Annotated in this window: 18 protein-coding genes; 3 read left to right on the top strand and 15 right to left on the bottom strand. The window is 62.5% G+C overall.

What is annotated here, in order from left to right:
* Positions 1-179: 179 nt before the first annotated feature.
* Positions 180-449, bottom strand: coding sequence for a 30S ribosomal protein S15 (gene rpsO / locus MTX36_RS20255; protein WP_243621469.1), 270 nt, complete (start codon positions 447-449; stop codon positions 180-182).
* 169 nt (positions 450-618) lie between these two features.
* Positions 619-1,617, bottom strand: coding sequence for a bifunctional riboflavin kinase/FAD synthetase (locus MTX36_RS20250; RefSeq protein ID WP_243621468.1), 999 nt, complete (start codon positions 1,615-1,617; stop codon positions 619-621).
* Positions 1,618-1,733: 116 nt separating this feature from the next.
* Here MTX36_RS20250 and MTX36_RS20245 point away from each other — a divergent pair, with 116 nt between their 5' ends.
* Complete coding sequence (locus tag MTX36_RS20245) at positions 1,734-2,480, top strand: metal-dependent transcriptional regulator (RefSeq protein ID WP_374230509.1); 747 nt, start codon at positions 1,734-1,736, stop codon at positions 2,478-2,480.
* Between the two features lie 9 nt (positions 2,481-2,489).
* Here the strand turns inward: MTX36_RS20245 and MTX36_RS20240 are convergent, their stop codons facing one another.
* The 12 genes from MTX36_RS20240 to rimP all read right to left on the bottom strand — a co-directional run bounded on the left by MTX36_RS20240 (position 2,490) and on the right by rimP (position 14,115).
* Complete coding sequence (locus tag MTX36_RS20240; protein ID WP_243621467.1) at positions 2,490-2,951, bottom strand: hypothetical protein; 462 nt, start codon at positions 2,949-2,951, stop codon at positions 2,490-2,492.
* Between the two features lie 23 nt (positions 2,952-2,974).
* Positions 2,975-3,895, bottom strand: coding sequence for a tRNA pseudouridine(55) synthase TruB (truB, locus tag MTX36_RS20235; protein WP_243621466.1), 921 nt, complete (start codon positions 3,893-3,895; stop codon positions 2,975-2,977).
* Positions 3,896-3,919: 24 nt separating this feature from the next.
* Positions 3,920-4,579 (bottom strand): 4'-phosphopantetheinyl transferase, encoded by a 660-nt coding sequence (locus tag MTX36_RS20230; protein ID WP_243621465.1) that lies wholly within the window; start codon positions 4,577-4,579, stop codon positions 3,920-3,922.
* Positions 4,580-4,592: 13 nt separating this feature from the next.
* Positions 4,593-5,516, bottom strand: a complete 924-nt coding sequence (locus MTX36_RS20225; RefSeq protein ID WP_243621464.1) for a metallophosphoesterase — start codon at positions 5,514-5,516, stop codon at positions 4,593-4,595.
* On the bottom strand, positions 5,501-6,904 hold the full coding sequence (locus MTX36_RS20220; RefSeq protein ID WP_243621463.1) for an MATE family efflux transporter: 1,404 nt from the start codon (positions 6,902-6,904) through the stop codon (positions 5,501-5,503). Before MTX36_RS20220 ends, MTX36_RS20225 begins: the two co-directional genes overlap by 16 nt.
* The gene (locus MTX36_RS20215) at positions 6,901-7,893 is read right to left on the bottom strand and encodes a bifunctional oligoribonuclease/PAP phosphatase NrnA (RefSeq protein ID WP_243621462.1); all 993 of its coding nucleotides are present in this window, start codon (positions 7,891-7,893) and stop codon (positions 6,901-6,903) included. Before MTX36_RS20215 ends, MTX36_RS20220 begins: the two co-directional genes overlap by 4 nt.
* Before the next feature lie 12 nt (positions 7,894-7,905).
* Positions 7,906-8,391: a 30S ribosome-binding factor RbfA gene (gene rbfA / locus MTX36_RS20210; RefSeq protein ID WP_094272389.1), complete on the bottom strand. Its 486-nt coding sequence runs from the start codon at positions 8,389-8,391 to the stop codon at positions 7,906-7,908.
* Between the two features lie 117 nt (positions 8,392-8,508).
* Positions 8,509-8,799, bottom strand: coding sequence for a DUF503 domain-containing protein (locus MTX36_RS20205; RefSeq protein ID WP_243621461.1), 291 nt, complete (start codon positions 8,797-8,799; stop codon positions 8,509-8,511).
* A 140-nt stretch (positions 8,800-8,939) separates the two neighbouring features.
* Positions 8,940-11,963, bottom strand: coding sequence for a translation initiation factor IF-2 (gene infB, locus MTX36_RS20200; RefSeq protein WP_243621460.1), 3,024 nt, complete (start codon positions 11,961-11,963; stop codon positions 8,940-8,942).
* Between the two features lie 108 nt (positions 11,964-12,071).
* Positions 12,072-12,422 (bottom strand): YlxR family protein, encoded by a 351-nt coding sequence (locus tag MTX36_RS20195; protein WP_243621459.1) that lies wholly within the window; start codon positions 12,420-12,422, stop codon positions 12,072-12,074.
* Positions 12,423-12,466: 44 nt separating this feature from the next.
* Positions 12,467-13,498: a transcription termination factor NusA gene (nusA, locus tag MTX36_RS20190; RefSeq protein ID WP_243621458.1), complete on the bottom strand. Its 1,032-nt coding sequence runs from the start codon at positions 13,496-13,498 to the stop codon at positions 12,467-12,469.
* The gene (rimP, locus tag MTX36_RS20185) at positions 13,495-14,115 is read right to left on the bottom strand and encodes a ribosome maturation factor RimP (protein WP_243621457.1); all 621 of its coding nucleotides are present in this window, start codon (positions 14,113-14,115) and stop codon (positions 13,495-13,497) included. Before rimP ends, nusA begins: the two co-directional genes overlap by 4 nt.
* Positions 14,116-14,470: 355 nt before the next feature.
* On the opposite strand from rimP, the gene MTX36_RS20180 reads away from it, so the two are divergent.
* Together MTX36_RS20180 and MTX36_RS20175 are read left to right on the top strand one after the other, a co-directional pair.
* Complete coding sequence (locus MTX36_RS20180; RefSeq protein WP_243621456.1) at positions 14,471-14,926, top strand: hypothetical protein; 456 nt, start codon at positions 14,471-14,473, stop codon at positions 14,924-14,926.
* Positions 14,923-15,378: a ferritin-like domain-containing protein gene (locus MTX36_RS20175; protein WP_243621455.1), complete on the top strand. Its 456-nt coding sequence runs from the start codon at positions 14,923-14,925 to the stop codon at positions 15,376-15,378. Before MTX36_RS20180 ends, MTX36_RS20175 begins: the two co-directional genes overlap by 4 nt.
* A 50-nt stretch (positions 15,379-15,428) precedes the next feature.
* Here the strand turns inward: MTX36_RS20175 and MTX36_RS20170 are convergent, their stop codons facing one another.
* Positions 15,429-16,850: a DHA2 family efflux MFS transporter permease subunit gene (locus tag MTX36_RS20170; RefSeq protein ID WP_243621454.1), complete on the bottom strand. Its 1,422-nt coding sequence runs from the start codon at positions 16,848-16,850 to the stop codon at positions 15,429-15,431.
* Positions 16,851-16,886 lie beyond the last annotated feature (36 nt).

Genomic DNA, 16,886 nt, shown 5'->3' with positions numbered 1-16,886 from the left:
CTGTCACAGCTGAATCACTGTCCAGTTGCAGCCGATCGCTGTTCAGTTACAGCCATTCACTTGCCTTGCGGCAGTAACGCCGAAAGCCAGCGAATCCCAGTCTATCCGTGGATTCGCCGGCTGACGGAGTGTTGAGCAAACGTGAGTTTGCCGTGTTGCTTTCGATCAGCGTCGTAAAACTAGCGACGCAGGCCGAGACGCTCGATGAGCGCACGGTAACGAGCGACATCGGTCTTTGCTACGTACTTGAGCAGACGACGACGACGGCCGACCATGAGCAGCAGTCCACGACGCGAGTGGTGGTCATGCTTGTGCATCTTGAGGTGCTCGGTGAGATCGAGGATGCGCTTGGTGAGCATTGCCACCTGAGCCTCAGGCGATCCCGTATCGGTCTCGTGCAAGCCGTACTCGCCGAGAACAGTCTTCTTTTCTTCGGTGGTCAATGCCACTTGATTCACTCCTGTGATGACGATTGCGCAAAAGGATCTAGATCGGATGCGGCCGCCGCAAACCGCAGCACACACCGAGAGATGATCCTACCAGGAGGAATGCGGCCAACTCGACGGCCACGGAGAAGTGTGGCGGTCGACACTCCGGCCGGTCACGAGATGAGCAAAATCAGCCGACGCTACGCTCGGCATCCTTGCCCAATATCTCGCGAGTGCGCTCGACATCTCGGTTCATGGCCACGATTAACGCTTCGATGGAATCAAACTTCTCCATCCCCCGAATCCGCTCGACCATATCGACCGCGACGTGCTGGCCGTACAGATCTGCGTCCGTGTCGAGGACAAACGCCTCGACGGTACGGGTGCGTCCGGAGAACGTCGGATTGGTTCCCACCGAAACCGCCGCCCTGTACTTGCGACCTGGTACGACGGTACCCAATTCTGCGCCGGGCGCGACGGCGTCACCGATTCCGAGAACGCTGAACCAGGCTGCATACACACCATCGGCCGGAATGGCCGAAAACATCGGCGGCGCAATGTTTGCCGTAGGGAATCCGAGTTCGCGGCCACGCTTGTCTCCGTGGACTACGACGCCTTCGACCCGATGAGGCCGGCCGAGCGCTTCGGTTGCCGCAGCCATGTCTCCGGCGTCGACGCAGGAGCGAATGTAGGTGGAAGAGAACGTGACTGCATGCTCCACGAGCAACTGGACGTCGTCAACGGCAAACCCGAATCGAGCACCCATCTCGCGCAACAGATCAACATTGCCGAGGGCCTTTTTACCGAAAGTGAAGTTGTCCCCCACTACTACCTCGGCGACATGCAGGCGCTCGACGAGGATCTCGTGGACGTAACGCTCAGCGGTCACCTTCATGAACTCCGCGGTAAACGGTATGACGCAGAAAACGTCGATGCCGAGCTCCTCGGCCAGTTCCGCCCGGCGGGCCAGCGTCGTCAACTGAGCCGGATGACTGCCCGGGCGCACCACTTCCATGGGGTGCGGATCGAATGTCATCAAAACACTGGGAACACCCCGCTTGCGCGCAGCGGTAACCGCCGTCGCAATCAATTGGGCATGCCCACGATGCACACCGTCGAATACACCGACAGTGAGCACACAACGACCCCAATCGGCCGGAACTTCGTCGAGACCACGCCACCTCAGCACGAATGGCAGCCTACGGGGCGCGTCGGCGACTCTCACCTTCGGACCCGCCGAGCGGCTCACACTGCATGCTCGCTCGCGTACGGACCTTCGGGAATTCGTAGCCTAAGCTAAGTGTCGTGGCAGCTCACAAGACCGAACCCTCCGGCGATCCCTCCAATGCGGACAACGCTGTCGAACAGACATCGAATGCATCGATCGACACACTTGCGCTCTCCTCCGTCGCCCAGGACTACTTGAAGGTGATCTGGACCGTCCAGGAATGGTCGCATGAACGGATCTCCACCAAGCTGCTGTCCGAGAAGATGAGCGTCTCCGCATCGACGGTGTCCGAGGCTATTCGCAAACTGTCGGATCAAGGACTCGTCGATCACGCCCGGTACGGATCCATCGCACTGACGGACACCGGACGCGCAGCCGCAGTGTCCATGGTGCGACGCCACCGCTTGATCGAGACGTATCTGGTTCAAGAACTCGGGTACGGCTGGGACGAGGTCCACGATGAAGCCGAGATCCTCGAACACGCCGTCTCGGATCTGATGATCTCGCGTATGGACGCCAAACTCGGCTTCCCCGAGCGCGATCCGCACGGAGATCCCATTCCGTCCGCCGACGGTTCGGTACCGACTCCCCCGGCCCGGCAACTGAGCGACTTCGCCAACGGTGAGCGCGGTCGCGTAGCTCGCATCTCCGATTCCGATCCGGAGATGCTCCGCTATTTCGATTCCGTCGGCGTCAGCCTCGACGTCGAAATCATGGTGGAAGAACGACGCGATTTTGCCGGCACAGTCTCCGTGCGACTCGGCGACAACCCTGACTGCATCGACTTGGGAAGTCCGGTGGCCCAAGCTATCTGGCTGGTTTAGCTTCGCCTGTCACCTGAGTTCACCGTTGAGTGCGGCCAGCCCCATACCCAGAAACCCGAGCAGAATCAGCGCACAGAGCAGCCCCAGCGCGCCGACAATCAGCGCCTGAGCGATCAACCCGTGCGACCGCGTGGTGCCTAACGGCCCCAGATCACCTTTGAAGCTCTCCTGCGCCGGTGCCGAATACTCCACCACCCGACCGATTCCGGGAGGAACGACGGCGTCGCAACGCCCGAACGTCCATCTCTTCGATTTCGGATCTCGCAGGTTGACATAGATATCGATCGACAACGGTTGCGCATCCGGAATCGACACACGGTGCTCACCCCACGGAAGTACATCCGTGTGGCCGTTGATCGTGACGAACGGGCGGTAGGCGCCGCACCGCAGAAACGAGATCCTCGACCGTTTCAGGACGATGAGAACCGTGTCGGGCAGGCTCACTGTCGCAGGGTCGCGGGGCGTACTCACTGTCGCAGGGTCGCGGGGCGTACTCACTGTCGCAGGGTCGCCGGCCGCACGACCATCACCGAGCTGGCACGCTTGCCCTTCTCCTGGAGCAGGGCAATCGTGTGACCGGTGGGATCGATGGCCGCATAGATGCCCTTGACGCCCATCGGTTCGAGCCAACGGCCCTGACTGATGGCCTCGGCCTCCTCGGCCGTGATCTGACGGTGCGGGAACGCTGTCTGCGCGGCCTCGTCGATATCCAAACTGACACTGGGAGCTTCGGCAAGATCTTCGAGAGTCAGTGCATGATCGAGTGTGAACGGACCGACCCTCGTGCGACGCAACGCAGTCAGATGGCCACCCACTCCGAGTTCGCGTCCCAAATCCCGAGCCAACGAACGGATGTAGGTGCCCGACGAGCACTCCACCTCGACATCCAGGTCCACAAAACCGCCGTCGACATCGCGGCGAGCCAGAACATCGAACGTCGACACCGTCACCGGACGCGCGGCAAGTTCGACGGTTTCGCCGGCCCTCACCAACGCATGAGCCCGCTGGCCGTCCACCTTGATTGCACTGACACTGGCCGGAATCTGTTCGATGTCCCCCGTCAGCGTCGCCACGACGGCGGCAATTTCCTCATCGGTGACAGCACTCGCGTCGGCCGTCGTCAGGATCGCGCCTTCGGCGTCGTCGGTATCCGTGGACGCACCCAGACGAATGGTGGCCGAGTACGCCTTGGTCGTCAGGGCCAGCAAGCCCAGCAACTTGGTTGCGCGCTCCACGCCGAGCACGAGAACGCCCGTCGCCATCGGATCGAGTGTGCCGGCGTGACCGACCTTTCGGGTGTTCAACAGTTTGCGGCACCGAGCCACAACATCATGGCTGGTAAGACCTGCCTCTTTGTCGACGATCAGGATTCCGGCGCCGACAAGTCCGGAGGAAGGCTTTTCGCGAGCTGACACGTGTCCCGATTCTGCCAGCCGAACTCACCGCACCGAAATTGCCGTCAGAATCAGGCCGCCGGAGACCATCCATTTGCCGTCGAATTCGGTGAGCGGCGCACCCGACGTCGCCTCCCCGGGGACCAGCAGCTTCGACCTGAACGTGCCTGACGTGGCGGACTCGGATTCGAAAGTGATGTGCGCGTCCTCGAATCCCAACCAACGCTGGGTGAGCGGGAACCACGCCTTGTACGTGGCTTCCTTGGCACAGAACAGGACTCGATCCCAGTGGACGGGGCCATCCATGTCCACCGTTCCGAGCCACGTTCGCTCGTCTTCGATGCTGACGGCCGGCAGTACACCCTTGGGTAGGGGCGCATGCGGTTCCGCGTCGATCCCGAGCGAACGAACCTGCATCGAATACGCCAGCACGGCGCCCCGATATCCGTCGCAGTGGGCCAGCGAGCCCACAACACCGCGCGGCCACAACGGCGCGCCCCTCTCGCCTCGCATGACGGGCGCCGGCGGGACGCCTAGTTTCCCCATCGCCGTTCGGGCGAGATGTCGTGTCGTCACGAATTCACGACGACGCTTCTCCACTGCTCGGCCGATCAGCGCCTCTTCACTCGGGTGCGGAACGAGCCCGGGCGGATCCTCGAACGCTTCAGCCGTCGCGATGCCGCCGGGAAGAATCTGTTCGATCACGTGTCGGTACCTCTCACTTCCCCGAGCGCATGCGCTCGACTTCGGCTTCCTGCTCCGGCGTCACCTTGAAGTGGCCGCCCCACTTGTTGAGAGTTCCCGGCGGATATTCCGGCACGGGCAATATCTGACGCAACAACTTTTCGGGCAATCCTCGCCGACGCCATTCTCGTGGGTATCCGAGTGAGACTTCTTCGAAGCGGACGCCGTCGTAGTACGTCGTACGCGGGATGTGCAGATGCCCGTAGACCGAGCACACCGCGTTGTATTTCACGTGCCAGTCGGCCGTCAGCGTCGTACCGCACCAGAGCGCGAACTCCGGATAGATCAGAACATCAGTGGGCTGACGGACCATCGGAAAGTGATTGATCAAGATTGTCTTCGTACCGTCGGGCAGGGCATCCAGCCGAGCCTTCGTGTACTCGATCCGGGCATGGCACCACGCGTCCCGCGTCGCGTACGGCTGGGAAGAAAGCAGGAACTCGTCCGTCGCGACAACGTTCTTCTCGCGGGCGATCTCGAGTCCGTGCGCTTTGTCCCGGGCCCCGGCCGGCAAGAAGGAGTAGTCGTAGAGAAGGAACATCGGCACCAACGTCACCGGACCGTCTTCACCGTCCCAGATCGGGAACGGATCTTCCGGCGTGATGACGTCGATCTCGCGGCACATGTTGACCAGGTACTCGTACCGCGCCGCGCCGTGAATCTGAACCGGGTCCTTGGCCGTGGTCCACAACTCGTGGTTTCCGGGAATCCAGATCACCTTCGCGAAGCGCGAGCGCAGCAGCGTCAGAGCCCAGCGAATGTCGTCGGTCTTCTCGGACACGTCGCCGGCCAGAATGAGCCAGTCTTCGGGTGAATCCGGAAACAGTTCTTCCGTCATCGGCTTATTGCCGTTGTGACCGACATGAATGTCGCTCACTGCCATCAACTTTGCTGCCACGATCCCTCAGTTTCCTCGCTCGAACTCTCGACTGAATGTGCAGTTGTCTCGGTTCCGGTGACCGCCCACTTGCCGGAGACTGCGCGCCAGCACACCGCAATCATCCGCAGTACTACGAACACCGTGAGTCCGGCCCAGATTCCGGCCAAGCCCCAGTCGAAGGCCAACGACATCCAGATCGCCGGCAGGAAACCTACGACGGCACACAGCATGGTCGCGTTTCTCAGGAACTTGACGTCGCCCGCGCCGAGCAGAACGCCGTCGAGCGCAAACACGATTCCGGCGACGGGCATGATCGCGACGAAGAACCACCACGCGATCGACATCTGACCGAGTACGTCCTCGTCAGCGGTGAACAACTGCGGGATAACCGAGTGTCCGGCTGCAAAGATCACGGCCAGAAGAACTGCGAAGGCCGTCGACCACACCGTAATCCGCCACGACATCTTCTTGGCCGCTGCCGCAAATCCGCCGCCCAACGCCGCACCGATCAACGTCTGCGCAGCAATCGCGAGTGAATCGAGTAGTAGCGCAACCAGATTCCACAATTGCAAAACCACCTGATGCGCACCGACAACTGCGGCGCCGAATCGCGACGCCACCGCTGCAGCCGAGACGAAGCACGCCTGAAACGCGAGACTGCGCAGGATCAGGTCGCGTCCCATGACCATCTGCGCTCGCATGATCGCAACATTGGGACGACCCGATACCGGTTCACGAAACAACGCCCAGCCGAACAACGCACCGGAGATGCTCTGGCCCACCAGATTTGCGACGGCAGATCCTTCGAGTTCCAGGCGCGGCGCGCCCCACAAACCGTGGACCAGAATGGGGCACAGAATCGCTGAGGTACCGAGACCGACCAGGACGAACCGCAACGGCCGAACTGTGTCCTGGACGCCGCGCATCCAACCGTTTCCGGCCAATGCCACCAGAATCAGCGGCACACCGAGAACTGCGATGCGCAACCAACTTTCGGCCGCGTCCGCAATATCCGAACCACCGGCCACTGCCGACGTCAACGGCCCGGCGATCACTTGCACGATCGCCACCAATATCAGCCCGATCGCCAACGCCAACCACGTGGCCGCAACGCCCTCGCCCACCGCGTCCCGCTCACGACCGGCGCCGTGCAGTCGCGCAGCGCGTGCCGTGGTTCCGTACGACAAGAACGTCAGCTGGGTACTCACCAAAGACAAGATGAGTCCGCCCACCGCCAACCCTGCCAACGGGAGTGCACCGAGTCGTCCGACAACGGCAATATCGAACAGGAGATACAAGGGTTCCGCGGCCAACACACCCAATGCGGGAAAAGCCAGCCCAAAGATTCGACGACCGGTCACCTCGAAATCGGCGCCGGTATCAGGAGCGACAGACCCCGAACTCACCCCAGCGCCGCAATCAATGCCGCGACGGTCTGCTCACTCGAATCCGACGAGGTGTATCCAGCCGAGAGCCGATGCCCGCCGCCGCCGAGACTTTCCGCCACAGCCGACACGTCGATTTCGGACTTCGCACGCAACGAGATCGACCAACCACCACGTTCCGATTCCTTGAGAACCGCCGCAACTTCCGCGTCGGCGGTCGTTCGCACGATGTCGACGACGCTCTCGATTTCTTCCGAACGAAGGTTTCCCACGTCACTTCGGCGGATCACCGCATACACGAGCCCGCGACCATCCGCAGCCTCGCGCACCAACGTCGCCGATCCCAGAACGGACGACAACATCGGCAGCCAACCGAACGGATGGGTGTCGAGAAGTTGACGGGCAATGGCGTCTCCGTCAATGCCGGTCGCCAACAATTTGGCCGCCAGAACATGTGTCGACGGGCCGCCCCATCGGAAGGAACCGGTGTCCGTCACCAAACCGGCGTAGAGACAATGCGCTACATTCCGATCGATCTCCACACCCCAGAAATCGAACATTCTCGCCAGGAGTGCCGTCGTCGACGCCGCAGACTCGTCCACGACGTTGATGGTGCCGAATTCGGAATTCGACCGATGGTGATCGACGACGATGGTTCGATCGGCACCCTCGAGACGGTTCGCAAGATCACCGAGCCGACCGATACTGCCGACGTCGACAGTGACAAGAACATCAACCGACGCACGCACGCTCGCCGGTGGAACCAGCAGATGCAGTCCGGGCAAACCTGCCATCGACTCCGGTAGTTCCTCAGGGCGACTGAATGCAACCTGAACCGAGACGCCTTTGCGTTCGAGCACCAGGCCGAGTGCCAGCCCACTGCCGATCGTGTCGGCGTCCGGCTGGACGTGGCACAGGACGGTTACCGTCCGTGCCACGTCCAACACCTCGACCACCTGGGCGAATTCTGCCTCGCAGAGGTCTTCGCCAGTGGGCGCGGTGATCGTCATCTTCGCTACGCGTCAGTCGTTGTCACGAGCGTCCGAGGACACGACGTCGTCCTCGTCGTCGGCTACTGTGCGGGGCTCTTTGTACGGATCTGCGTCGCCGGCCGGCTGCGCCCCCTCGCGTGCCTTGGCAACTTCGATGTCGGCTGCACGTGCACGCGCCAACAGTTCTTCCATGTGCCGTGCAGTGTCCGGAACTGTGTCCGCGACAAACGTCAGAGTCGGAGTGAAACGGACGCCCGTTCCTGCTCCCACCTTTGAGCGCAGTGCGCCCTTGGCCTTCTCGAGACCGGCCGCGGCAGCTTCGACGTCCGGCGCGGAGTCGACCTTTTCACCTCTGACGGTGTAGTACACGGTCGCGTCGTGCAGGTCGTTGGTGACCTTGGTATCGGTGACAGTCACATAATCGAGCCGCGGATCCTTGATCTCGTGGTCAATTGCGGTTGCGACAATCGTGCCGATTCGTTTTGCGAGCTTACGGGCCCGGGCTGGATCCACCATGACTCTCTGTCTCCTTCTCCCTGGACATTCGATACGAGCTGACTCGATCGATCAAAGTGCTGATTAACAAGAATTATTACCGACAACAGTCTTGTGCATCGCAGCCTGGCAACCAAATCAGTCCTCGGGACCGAATATTCGTCGTCGTACTGCGAGTAGTTGCATTTCCGGTCGCGCGGCCACTGCACGCTCGCAATGATCGAGAACATCGTGTAGATGATCGACGGACGAACTGACAGCCGCGACCCCGACCAGAGCCCGACGAAACCGTCCCTGCTCACCGGCTTCGGCCGCACTGACACCGAACCGACGCAGTTCGGTCAGTACCGGTGACACCAGAGAACGCTTTTCCTTGAGTGAGTGGACATCTCCGAAAAGAATGTCGAACTCCAATGCTCCTACAAACATTTTCCCCCTCGAAATACCCGAGAAACTCTACTGCCACCGGCCTAGAAATAGCCGAATGGACCCTCCCGGACATTTTGTCAATGTCCGGGAGAGTCCAGTCAGTCAGTACTCACGAGCGCCCCAACACTCGTGGGCGACTATCAGTCGCGCGGCTTCTCACGAAGCTCGTAGCACTCGAGAACGTCACCGATCTTGATATCGGAGTAGGTGACGGTCAAACCACATTCGTAGCCTTCGCGAACCTCGGTGACGTCTTCCTTCTCCCGCTTGAGCGAGGAGATGGTGACCGTCTCGGCGACAACCATGCTGTCGCGGATGAGACGTGCCTTGGCGTTGCGACGGATGGAACCCGAAGTGACCAAGCAACCGGCAATGTTGCCGATCTTGGACGAACGGAACATCGCACGGATCTCCGCCTTGCCCAGCTCGACCTCTTCGTAGACCGGCTTGAGCAGACCCTTGAGAGCCTTCTCGACCTCGTCGATGGCCTGGTAGATCACCGAGTAGTACCGGATGTCGACACCCTCGCGGTTCGCCAGCTCGGTCGCCTTGCCTTCGGCACGGACGTTGAAGCCGATGATGATCGCGTTGGAAGCCGCTGCCAGGTTGACGTTGGTCTCCGTGACGCCACCGACACCACGGTCGATGACGCGCAACTGCACCTCGTCGTCGATCGGGATTGCCAGCAATGCCTCTTCGAGAGCCTCGACGGTTCCCGAGTTGTCGCCCTTGAGGATCAAGTTCAGCTGCGAATGTTCCTTCAGAGCTGCATCGAGATCGTCCAAGCTGATGCGCTTGCGGCTCTTCGCTGCCAACGCATTGCGCTTGCGCGCATTACGACGGTCTGCGATCTGACGGGCAGTCCGGTCGTCGTCGACCACGAGCAGGTTGTCGCCTGCGCCGGGAACCGACGTGAAGCCGATGACCTGAACGGGACGTGAAGGCGTTGCCTCGTGGACGTCCTCGCCGTGCTCGTCCACCATGCGGCGGACGCGGCCGTAAGCATCGCCGGCAACGATGGAGTCGCCGACCCGCAGCGTTCCGCGCTGGATAAGCACGGTAGCAACGGGACCACGGCCACGGTCGAGGTGTGCCTCGATGGCAACACCCTGTGCGTCCATGTCCGGGTTAGCACGCAGATCCAAGGAAGCATCCGCCGTCAACAGAACAGCTTCGAGAAGCTGGTCGATGTTCAGACCCTGCTTCGCCGAGATGTCGACGAACATGGTGTCTCCGCCGTATTCCTCGGCAACCAGTCCGTATTCGGTCAGCTGCTGACGGATCTTGTCCGGGTTCGCGCCTTCCTTGTCGATCTTGTTCACCGCGACCACGATCGGCACGTCGGCCGCCTGGGCGTGGTTGATCGCTTCCACCGTCTGCGGCATGACGCCGTCGTCGGCTGCGACAACAAGAATCGCGAGGTCGGTGGCCTTGGCACCACGAGCACGCATAGCCGTGAAGGCCTCGTGACCCGGCGTATCGATGAACGTCACGAGACGCTCGTTGCCCTCGAGCTCGGTAAGCACCTGGTAAGCACCGATGTGCTGCGTGATACCGCCGGCTTCGCCCTCACGGACGTTGGCCTTACGGATCACGTCGAGCAGACGAGTCTTACCGTGGTCGACGTGGCCCATGACGGTGACCACAGGCGGACGGGCGTCGAGGTCGTCTTCTCCACCGGCATCTTCGCCGTAGGTGAGGTCGAAGTGTTGGAGCAGCTCACGATCTTCGTCCTCAGGGCTGACGACCTGAACGACGTAGTTCATTTCGCCACCGAGAAGCTCCAGCGTCTCGTCGTTTACCGACTGAGTTGCCGTGACCATCTCGCCGAGGTTGAACAGTGCCTGCACGAGCGCTGCGGGGTTCGCATCGATCTTGTCGGCAAAGTCGGACAGCGACGCGCCGCGAGCGAGACGAATGGTCTCGCCGTTGCCGCGAGGAAGCCTGACGCCACCGACTGCGGGAGCCTGCATGCTCTCGTACTCGGCGCGCTTTGCCCGCTTCGACTTACGTCCACGACGAACTGCTCCGCCGGGACGACCGAATGCACCTGCTGCTGCGCCGCGCTGACCGGGACGGCCACCGCCGCCGGGACGACCGCGGAAACCACCTGCGGGAGCTGCTCCACCGGGAGCACCTGCACCAGCGCCGGCGCCGGGAGCGCCGCCACCGCGGTATCCACCGCCACCGCCGCCGCCACCACCGGGACGACCGCCGGGAGCGCCACCGGGACGACCCGGACGTCCGCCGCCACCGGGCGCGGGACGAGCGGAACGAGCAGGCATTGCACCCGGGTTCGGGCGAGGAGGCATGGAGCCGGGGCTAGGACGGGGTCCACCCTGACCTGCAGCCGGACGAGGACCGCCCTGGCCGGGAGCCGGACGAGGACCGCCCTGGCCGGGAGCCGGACGAGGACCGCCCTGGCCGGGAGCCGGACGAGATCCGCCCTGACCCTGGCCCTGAGTCGGACGAGGTCCACCCTGACCCGGTGCCGGACGCGGTGCGCCGGGAGCCGGACGAGGAGCCGGACGCTCGGTCGGAGCCGAGGAGTACGGGTTGTTGCCAACGCGCGGAGCCTTGGGCATCGGACGCGGTCCACCGGGCTTTGCGCCGGTCGACGGTGCGGCCGGAGCTGCTGCTGCGGGTGCAGCCGGTGCCGGAGCTGCGGGTGCTGCCGGAGCCGGAGCCGCGGGAGCAGCCGGAGCCGGACGACCGGGCTTCGGTGCGTTGAACGTGGGTGTAGGCACTGCCGGAGATGCGACGGCCGGAGCCGCCGGAGTTGCCGGAGCGGCGGGTGCAGCCGGTGCCGGCGCCTTTGCTGCGGGAGCAACAAGTGCTGCCGGAGCCTCGGGAGCAGCCGGAGCGGGTGCGGCCGGCTTGGGGCCGGGACGCTGACCCGGACGCGGAGCGCCCGGCTTTGCCGCGGACGGTGCCGGAGTACCGGGCTTTGCTGCGGGCTTTGCCGCTGCATCGCCGGAATCGGACTTGGTTTCTGCGCCGGCGGCAGACGGGAATGACTCCCGCAGACGACGGGCGACGGGCGCCTCCACTGTGGATGACGCAGACTTCACGAACTCGCCCTGCTCTTTGAGCGTTGCGAGTAGTTCCTTGCTGGTGACACCGAGTTCTTTAGCCAACTCGTGTACGCGGGCCTTGCCTGCCACTGCTCTCCTCACTGATGAGGTCGAGCAGGAGGCTTCCCACAGATGTGGGTCCCACACGACCTCGGGTTATAGCCGATGGACGTTCATCGTTGGTGCTTCACGGTGTGCTCATGAGTGCTTGTGCCTGTTCTTCTCGAGAGGTACTGCTTTTGTGTGAACTGCGTCGACCAGTTGGTCGACAGCGGACGTGTCCAGATTTCCGGACACTCGCAGTGCTCTGCTGAATGCTCGGCGCCGCTCTGCCAGGCTCAGACAACTCGGATCAAGGTGCAGCCAAGCACCTCGACCGGGAAGCCGTCGCAATACGTCGGGGACGAGCAAGGAACCCTCCGGCCCCAGCTCACCAACCACGACCCTCAACAGATCGGCAGCCGACCCTTGTTCCCTGCATCCCACGCATGTCCGGACCGGTGAACCGGGCCTCACGCGCGCAGAATCCGAGGACTCACGTCGAACCATCGTCCACTCTACCGTCGAACCGTCTCGAACACTGCATTCCACCGTTATCCGTTGGACGCGCCGGAGCGTTCCGACCCCTCGTCGACCGGTGCGGCATCGCTACGGATATCGATGCGCCAGCCGGTCAACCGTGCAGCAAGGCGGGCATTTTGGCCCTCCTTGCCGATAGCCAGCGAGAGCTGGAAATCAGGCACGATAACGCGGGCTGCACGAGCATCGGGATCGACGACAGTGACAGAGACCACTTTTGACGGAGAGAGGGCGTTGCCCACAAACGTCGCGGGATCCTCGTCGAAGTCGATGATGTCGATCTTTTCACCCGCGAGTTCGCTCATGACGTTGCGCACACGCTGGCCCATCGGGCCGATGCACGCGCCCTTCGCATTGAGTCCGTGAATTCGTGAGGCAACCGCAATCTTCGAACGGTGACCGGCCTCGCGGGCGACGTTGATGATCTCCACGCTGCCGTCGGCAATTTCGGGGACCTCGAGCGCGAACAGCTTCCGAACGAGGTTCGGGTGCGTACGTGAAAGTGTGATCTGCGGGCCGCGCTGGCCTCGTGCTACACCGACCACGTAGCACTTGATGCGCTCGCCGTGCTCGTATGTCTCGCCCGGAACCTGCTCGGCGGGCGGCAGTAGCCCTTCGGTGCCGTGCGCGTCGCTACCGATACGAACGACGACCATGCCGCGCGAATTCGCGCGGGTGTCACGCTGAATGACGCCACCGACGATTTCGCCCTCATGCGTGGCGTACTCGCCGAAGCTGCGCTCATGCTCGGCGTCACGCAGACGCTGGAGGATGACCTGACGCGCAGTGGTAGCCGCGATCCTGCCGAATCCCTCCGGGGTGTCGTCCCATTCCTCACCGATCATGCGTCCGTCGGAATCGGTGTCGTGCGCCATGACTCGCACCGATCCGGTCTTGATGTTGACGTCGATCCGAGCGTTCTGCTTGTGGCCCTCGGTGTGCCGGTACGCCGTCAGCAGCGCGGTCTGGATCGTGGCGATCACCGTGTCGATCGGGACGCCCTTTTCGGCCTCGATCGCCCGCAACGCTGCAATGTCGATATTCACTTGTCGAACCCTTCTTCGTTTTCTACGTCTTCTTCGTCTTCTTCGGAACCGACCACGTGGGAATCGTCGGTCTCGTCTACATCCGCGTTCACATCCGAAGGAACAGCGCGTCCTTCCAGGATTCCACCGGCCAACTCGAGTTCCTGCTCACCAGGCTTCGAAAACTCGACCTGGACAACAGCTTTCTGTACGTCGGCGAGGGGAATCTCACGCACCGTGAAGCGGCCCCGACTGTTCAACACGACCGCAACCGAATCTTCACCGAGCAGTCCGATACGGCCGACAACCGTTTCATCGGCGAGGTCGATCCGAGCCTTGCGTCCACGCGCCCGACGCCAATGGCGTCCCAACGTCAACGGACGATCAATTCCGGGTGACGTGACTTCAAGCATGTACGGCGTTTCGCCGATCTCCTCGAGGCTGTCGAACAGCTCGGACACGAGCCGACTGATCTCAGCCGCCGCATCGAGCTCGATCCCGGAATCACTGTCGACCATGATGCGAACTGCACTGTGCTTACCCGCTTGAGTGACGACGACGTCCTCGACGTCGTAACCCTGGGCCTGCACGAGTTCGGAGACCAGCTCGATAACCCTGTCCTTGGATGGCACCGGCATCTCGCGAACTCCTCGTTTCAGTTGTCGTCGACCCAGTCGACTCGGTGTAATTGACAAGCGGTGTGCTTGAAACTGCTGCGTCCAATGTGGCCTGCGGATGTGGCGTGCAGTATCGACCGTGTACCCAACTGGGGGCATGACGAGACCACAATTGCCCACGTTCTCGGCCAAGCATCCAACAGTACCGCCCAATCGAGGGCACTGCGACCACGCCATGACGACATTGCGACCAGGCCCACCGGTTGCACGTCACACTCGAACACGATCGCCGGATTCGAACGATTCGCGCCCTACCTGGCACCATGGACGAGTGCTGACGTCCTTATCCACCACCCCGCACTCCCGTCGGAGTGCGATGAAGATCGCAGGCGCGGCATCAATCGGCGCCGTCGCTGTCACTGCTACTGCCTGCAGTGACAACGGCACTGCAAAAACTGCCGCCGAAGTCGACCAACTGATCACGCAAGCCGACCGCGCACGGGCCGACGCGAGCGCAGCATCATCTGCAATCGCGTTGGCACCGGAACGAGTTTCTGCACTCACCACGATCAGCGCGGAGCGTAAGGCCCACGCAGACGCCTTGGACGCCGAAATTGCCCGGGCCGCCGGAACCACCACTAGCGCTACCACCACACCGTCTTCGTCGACTGTGGCGCCGCCTCCGTCGGGGGTCGACGCCTTGCGCACAACCTTGACGGAATCGGCACGCAGCGCCGGAGATCTCGCGCGCACGGTATCGGGCTACCGCGCCGGCTTGCTGGGTTCGGTCAGCGCATCTTGTGCGACGCAGGTAGCGGTGTTGCTGCCATGAGCATCGTTCGTAGATCGAAAGCCGGCGACGACGCCGTGCTCGCAGCAATCGAATCCGAGAATGCCGCGATCTTCGCCTATGGCGTCGTCGCAGCATTTTCCAATCCGGCTCGCGTCAAGGAAGTCGCCGTCCATACGGCCACTCACCGCGCGCGGCGTGACTCTCTGACTGCGATGGCAACCGAGGCCGGACTCACTCCCCCGCTTGCCGCTGCGGCCTACGCGATTCCGTTCCCGGTCACCGATGCCATTACCGCGGCTCAGCTGGCGGCGCAGATCGAAGTCGACACGGCGATCAGCTATCGCGCATTCATCGAACAGGTCGATACCGACGAACTGCGGACATTCGGGGTCGACGCGCTTACCGACGCCTCCATTCGCGGGGCCGGGTGGCGTTCAGCTTTGGGGACAACTCCGGTGACAACGGCATTTCCGGGAGTTCCGGGCGCATAGCCCGTGTGCGCCTTTTCGGTAGTGCAATACCGAAAAGGCGCACGGGCGATCTACCGCCTTTGGGCCGGCACAAACCACGCAGCTCCCAGCGCGATCAGCACAAAGCAGCCACCAACCTTCAGTGCGGGAGTGAGCGCTTCGCCGTAGCCGAGTGGTGTCAACGCGCCACCGGCCGCGAGGAAGACGGCTGTCAGTATCGCGATTCCCAGTGCGACGCCGATCTCGCGAAGCGTCGCGTTGGTCGAACTGGCCGTGCCGTGATCCGGTGCGTCCATGTCCACAAGGACTGCGGTCGCATTCGGGGCGAAGGTCAGGCCCATACCGACGCCGGCCATGAGAAGTGCCGGGATCATCGAACCGTAGGTGACGCCTGGCTCGATGAGCGCGGCCAACCAGAACAAGGCGCCGGCTTGCAGACTGAGACCGGCGAGCAGCAGAGAACGCAGTCCGAGTTTCGGCGCGAGCAGTCCGGCCAGCGGAGCGAAGATCATCGGTGCCGCCGTCCACGGGAGTGTCCGCAACCCTGCTTCGAACGGGCTGAAACCCATGGCGATTTGAAGGTACTGCGAGAGCAGGAACACCGCACCGAAGATGCCGATCGAGAAGGTCAACCCGATCACGTTCGCCATCGCGAAACTGCGCGAGCGGAACAAGCGCAACGGCATCACCGGATACGGGGTCTTCACCTCCCGCAGGACGAACAGCACCAAAGCAACAGCTGAACCAACCAGCGAGGCAACAACTCCGAACGAAGTCCACCCGTCATCGTTGCCGTGACCGATGCCCCAGACTGCCAGGAACACACCCAGACCGGCGAGTACAACTCCGGGTAGGTCCAAAGGTTGTGTGCGACCGGTCGATTCCCGCAATGCGTACATCGCGAGGGGAACAGCGACGATTGCCACCGGCACGTTGATCCAGAAGATCCCTTGCCACGAGAATCCGTCGACCACTGCGCCTCCCACCACCGGCCCCAGAGCGATTCCGAGGCCCGACACGCCACCCCACACGCCGATTGCCATGGCGCGCTTGGCTTCCGGAACTGCAGCGACCAGCAGCGTCAGTGAGAGCGGCATGATTGCAGCAGCACCGACACCTTGAACGGCACGTGCTGCGATCAACAGGCCGGCCGATGTCGACAATGCAGACGCGATCGATGCTGCCGTGAACAAACCGATTCCGCCCACGAACATGCGTCGCCTACCCCAGTGATCTCCGAGCGTCGTCGCCGACAACATCAGCGTGGCAAAGGCGAGAGTGTAGGCATTCATAAACCATTGCAACTGGCCGACGGATGCGTTCAGATCCTTCTCGATCACCGGCAATGCGCTGGTCATCACAAGATTGTCGAGAGTCGCCATGAACATCGGGAGCGAGGCTGCGAGGATCGCTATCGCGACTGGCACAGTTCGTCGGCCCTGCGCTTCCGACTCGGGGGTTGCCCCGGCGCCGGCATTCGCCAAAACAGTCATCGCATTTTCCTCGCCTTAGGCATCGTTTGATTACTT

It is taken from the genome of Rhodococcus sp. ARC_M6, from assembly GCF_022810305.1.
GTDB lineage: Bacteria > Actinomycetota > Actinomycetes > Mycobacteriales > Mycobacteriaceae > Rhodococcus_F.
The sequence above is the reverse complement of the archived record's forward strand: the minus strand, read 5'-3'. Positions and strand labels throughout refer to the sequence as shown.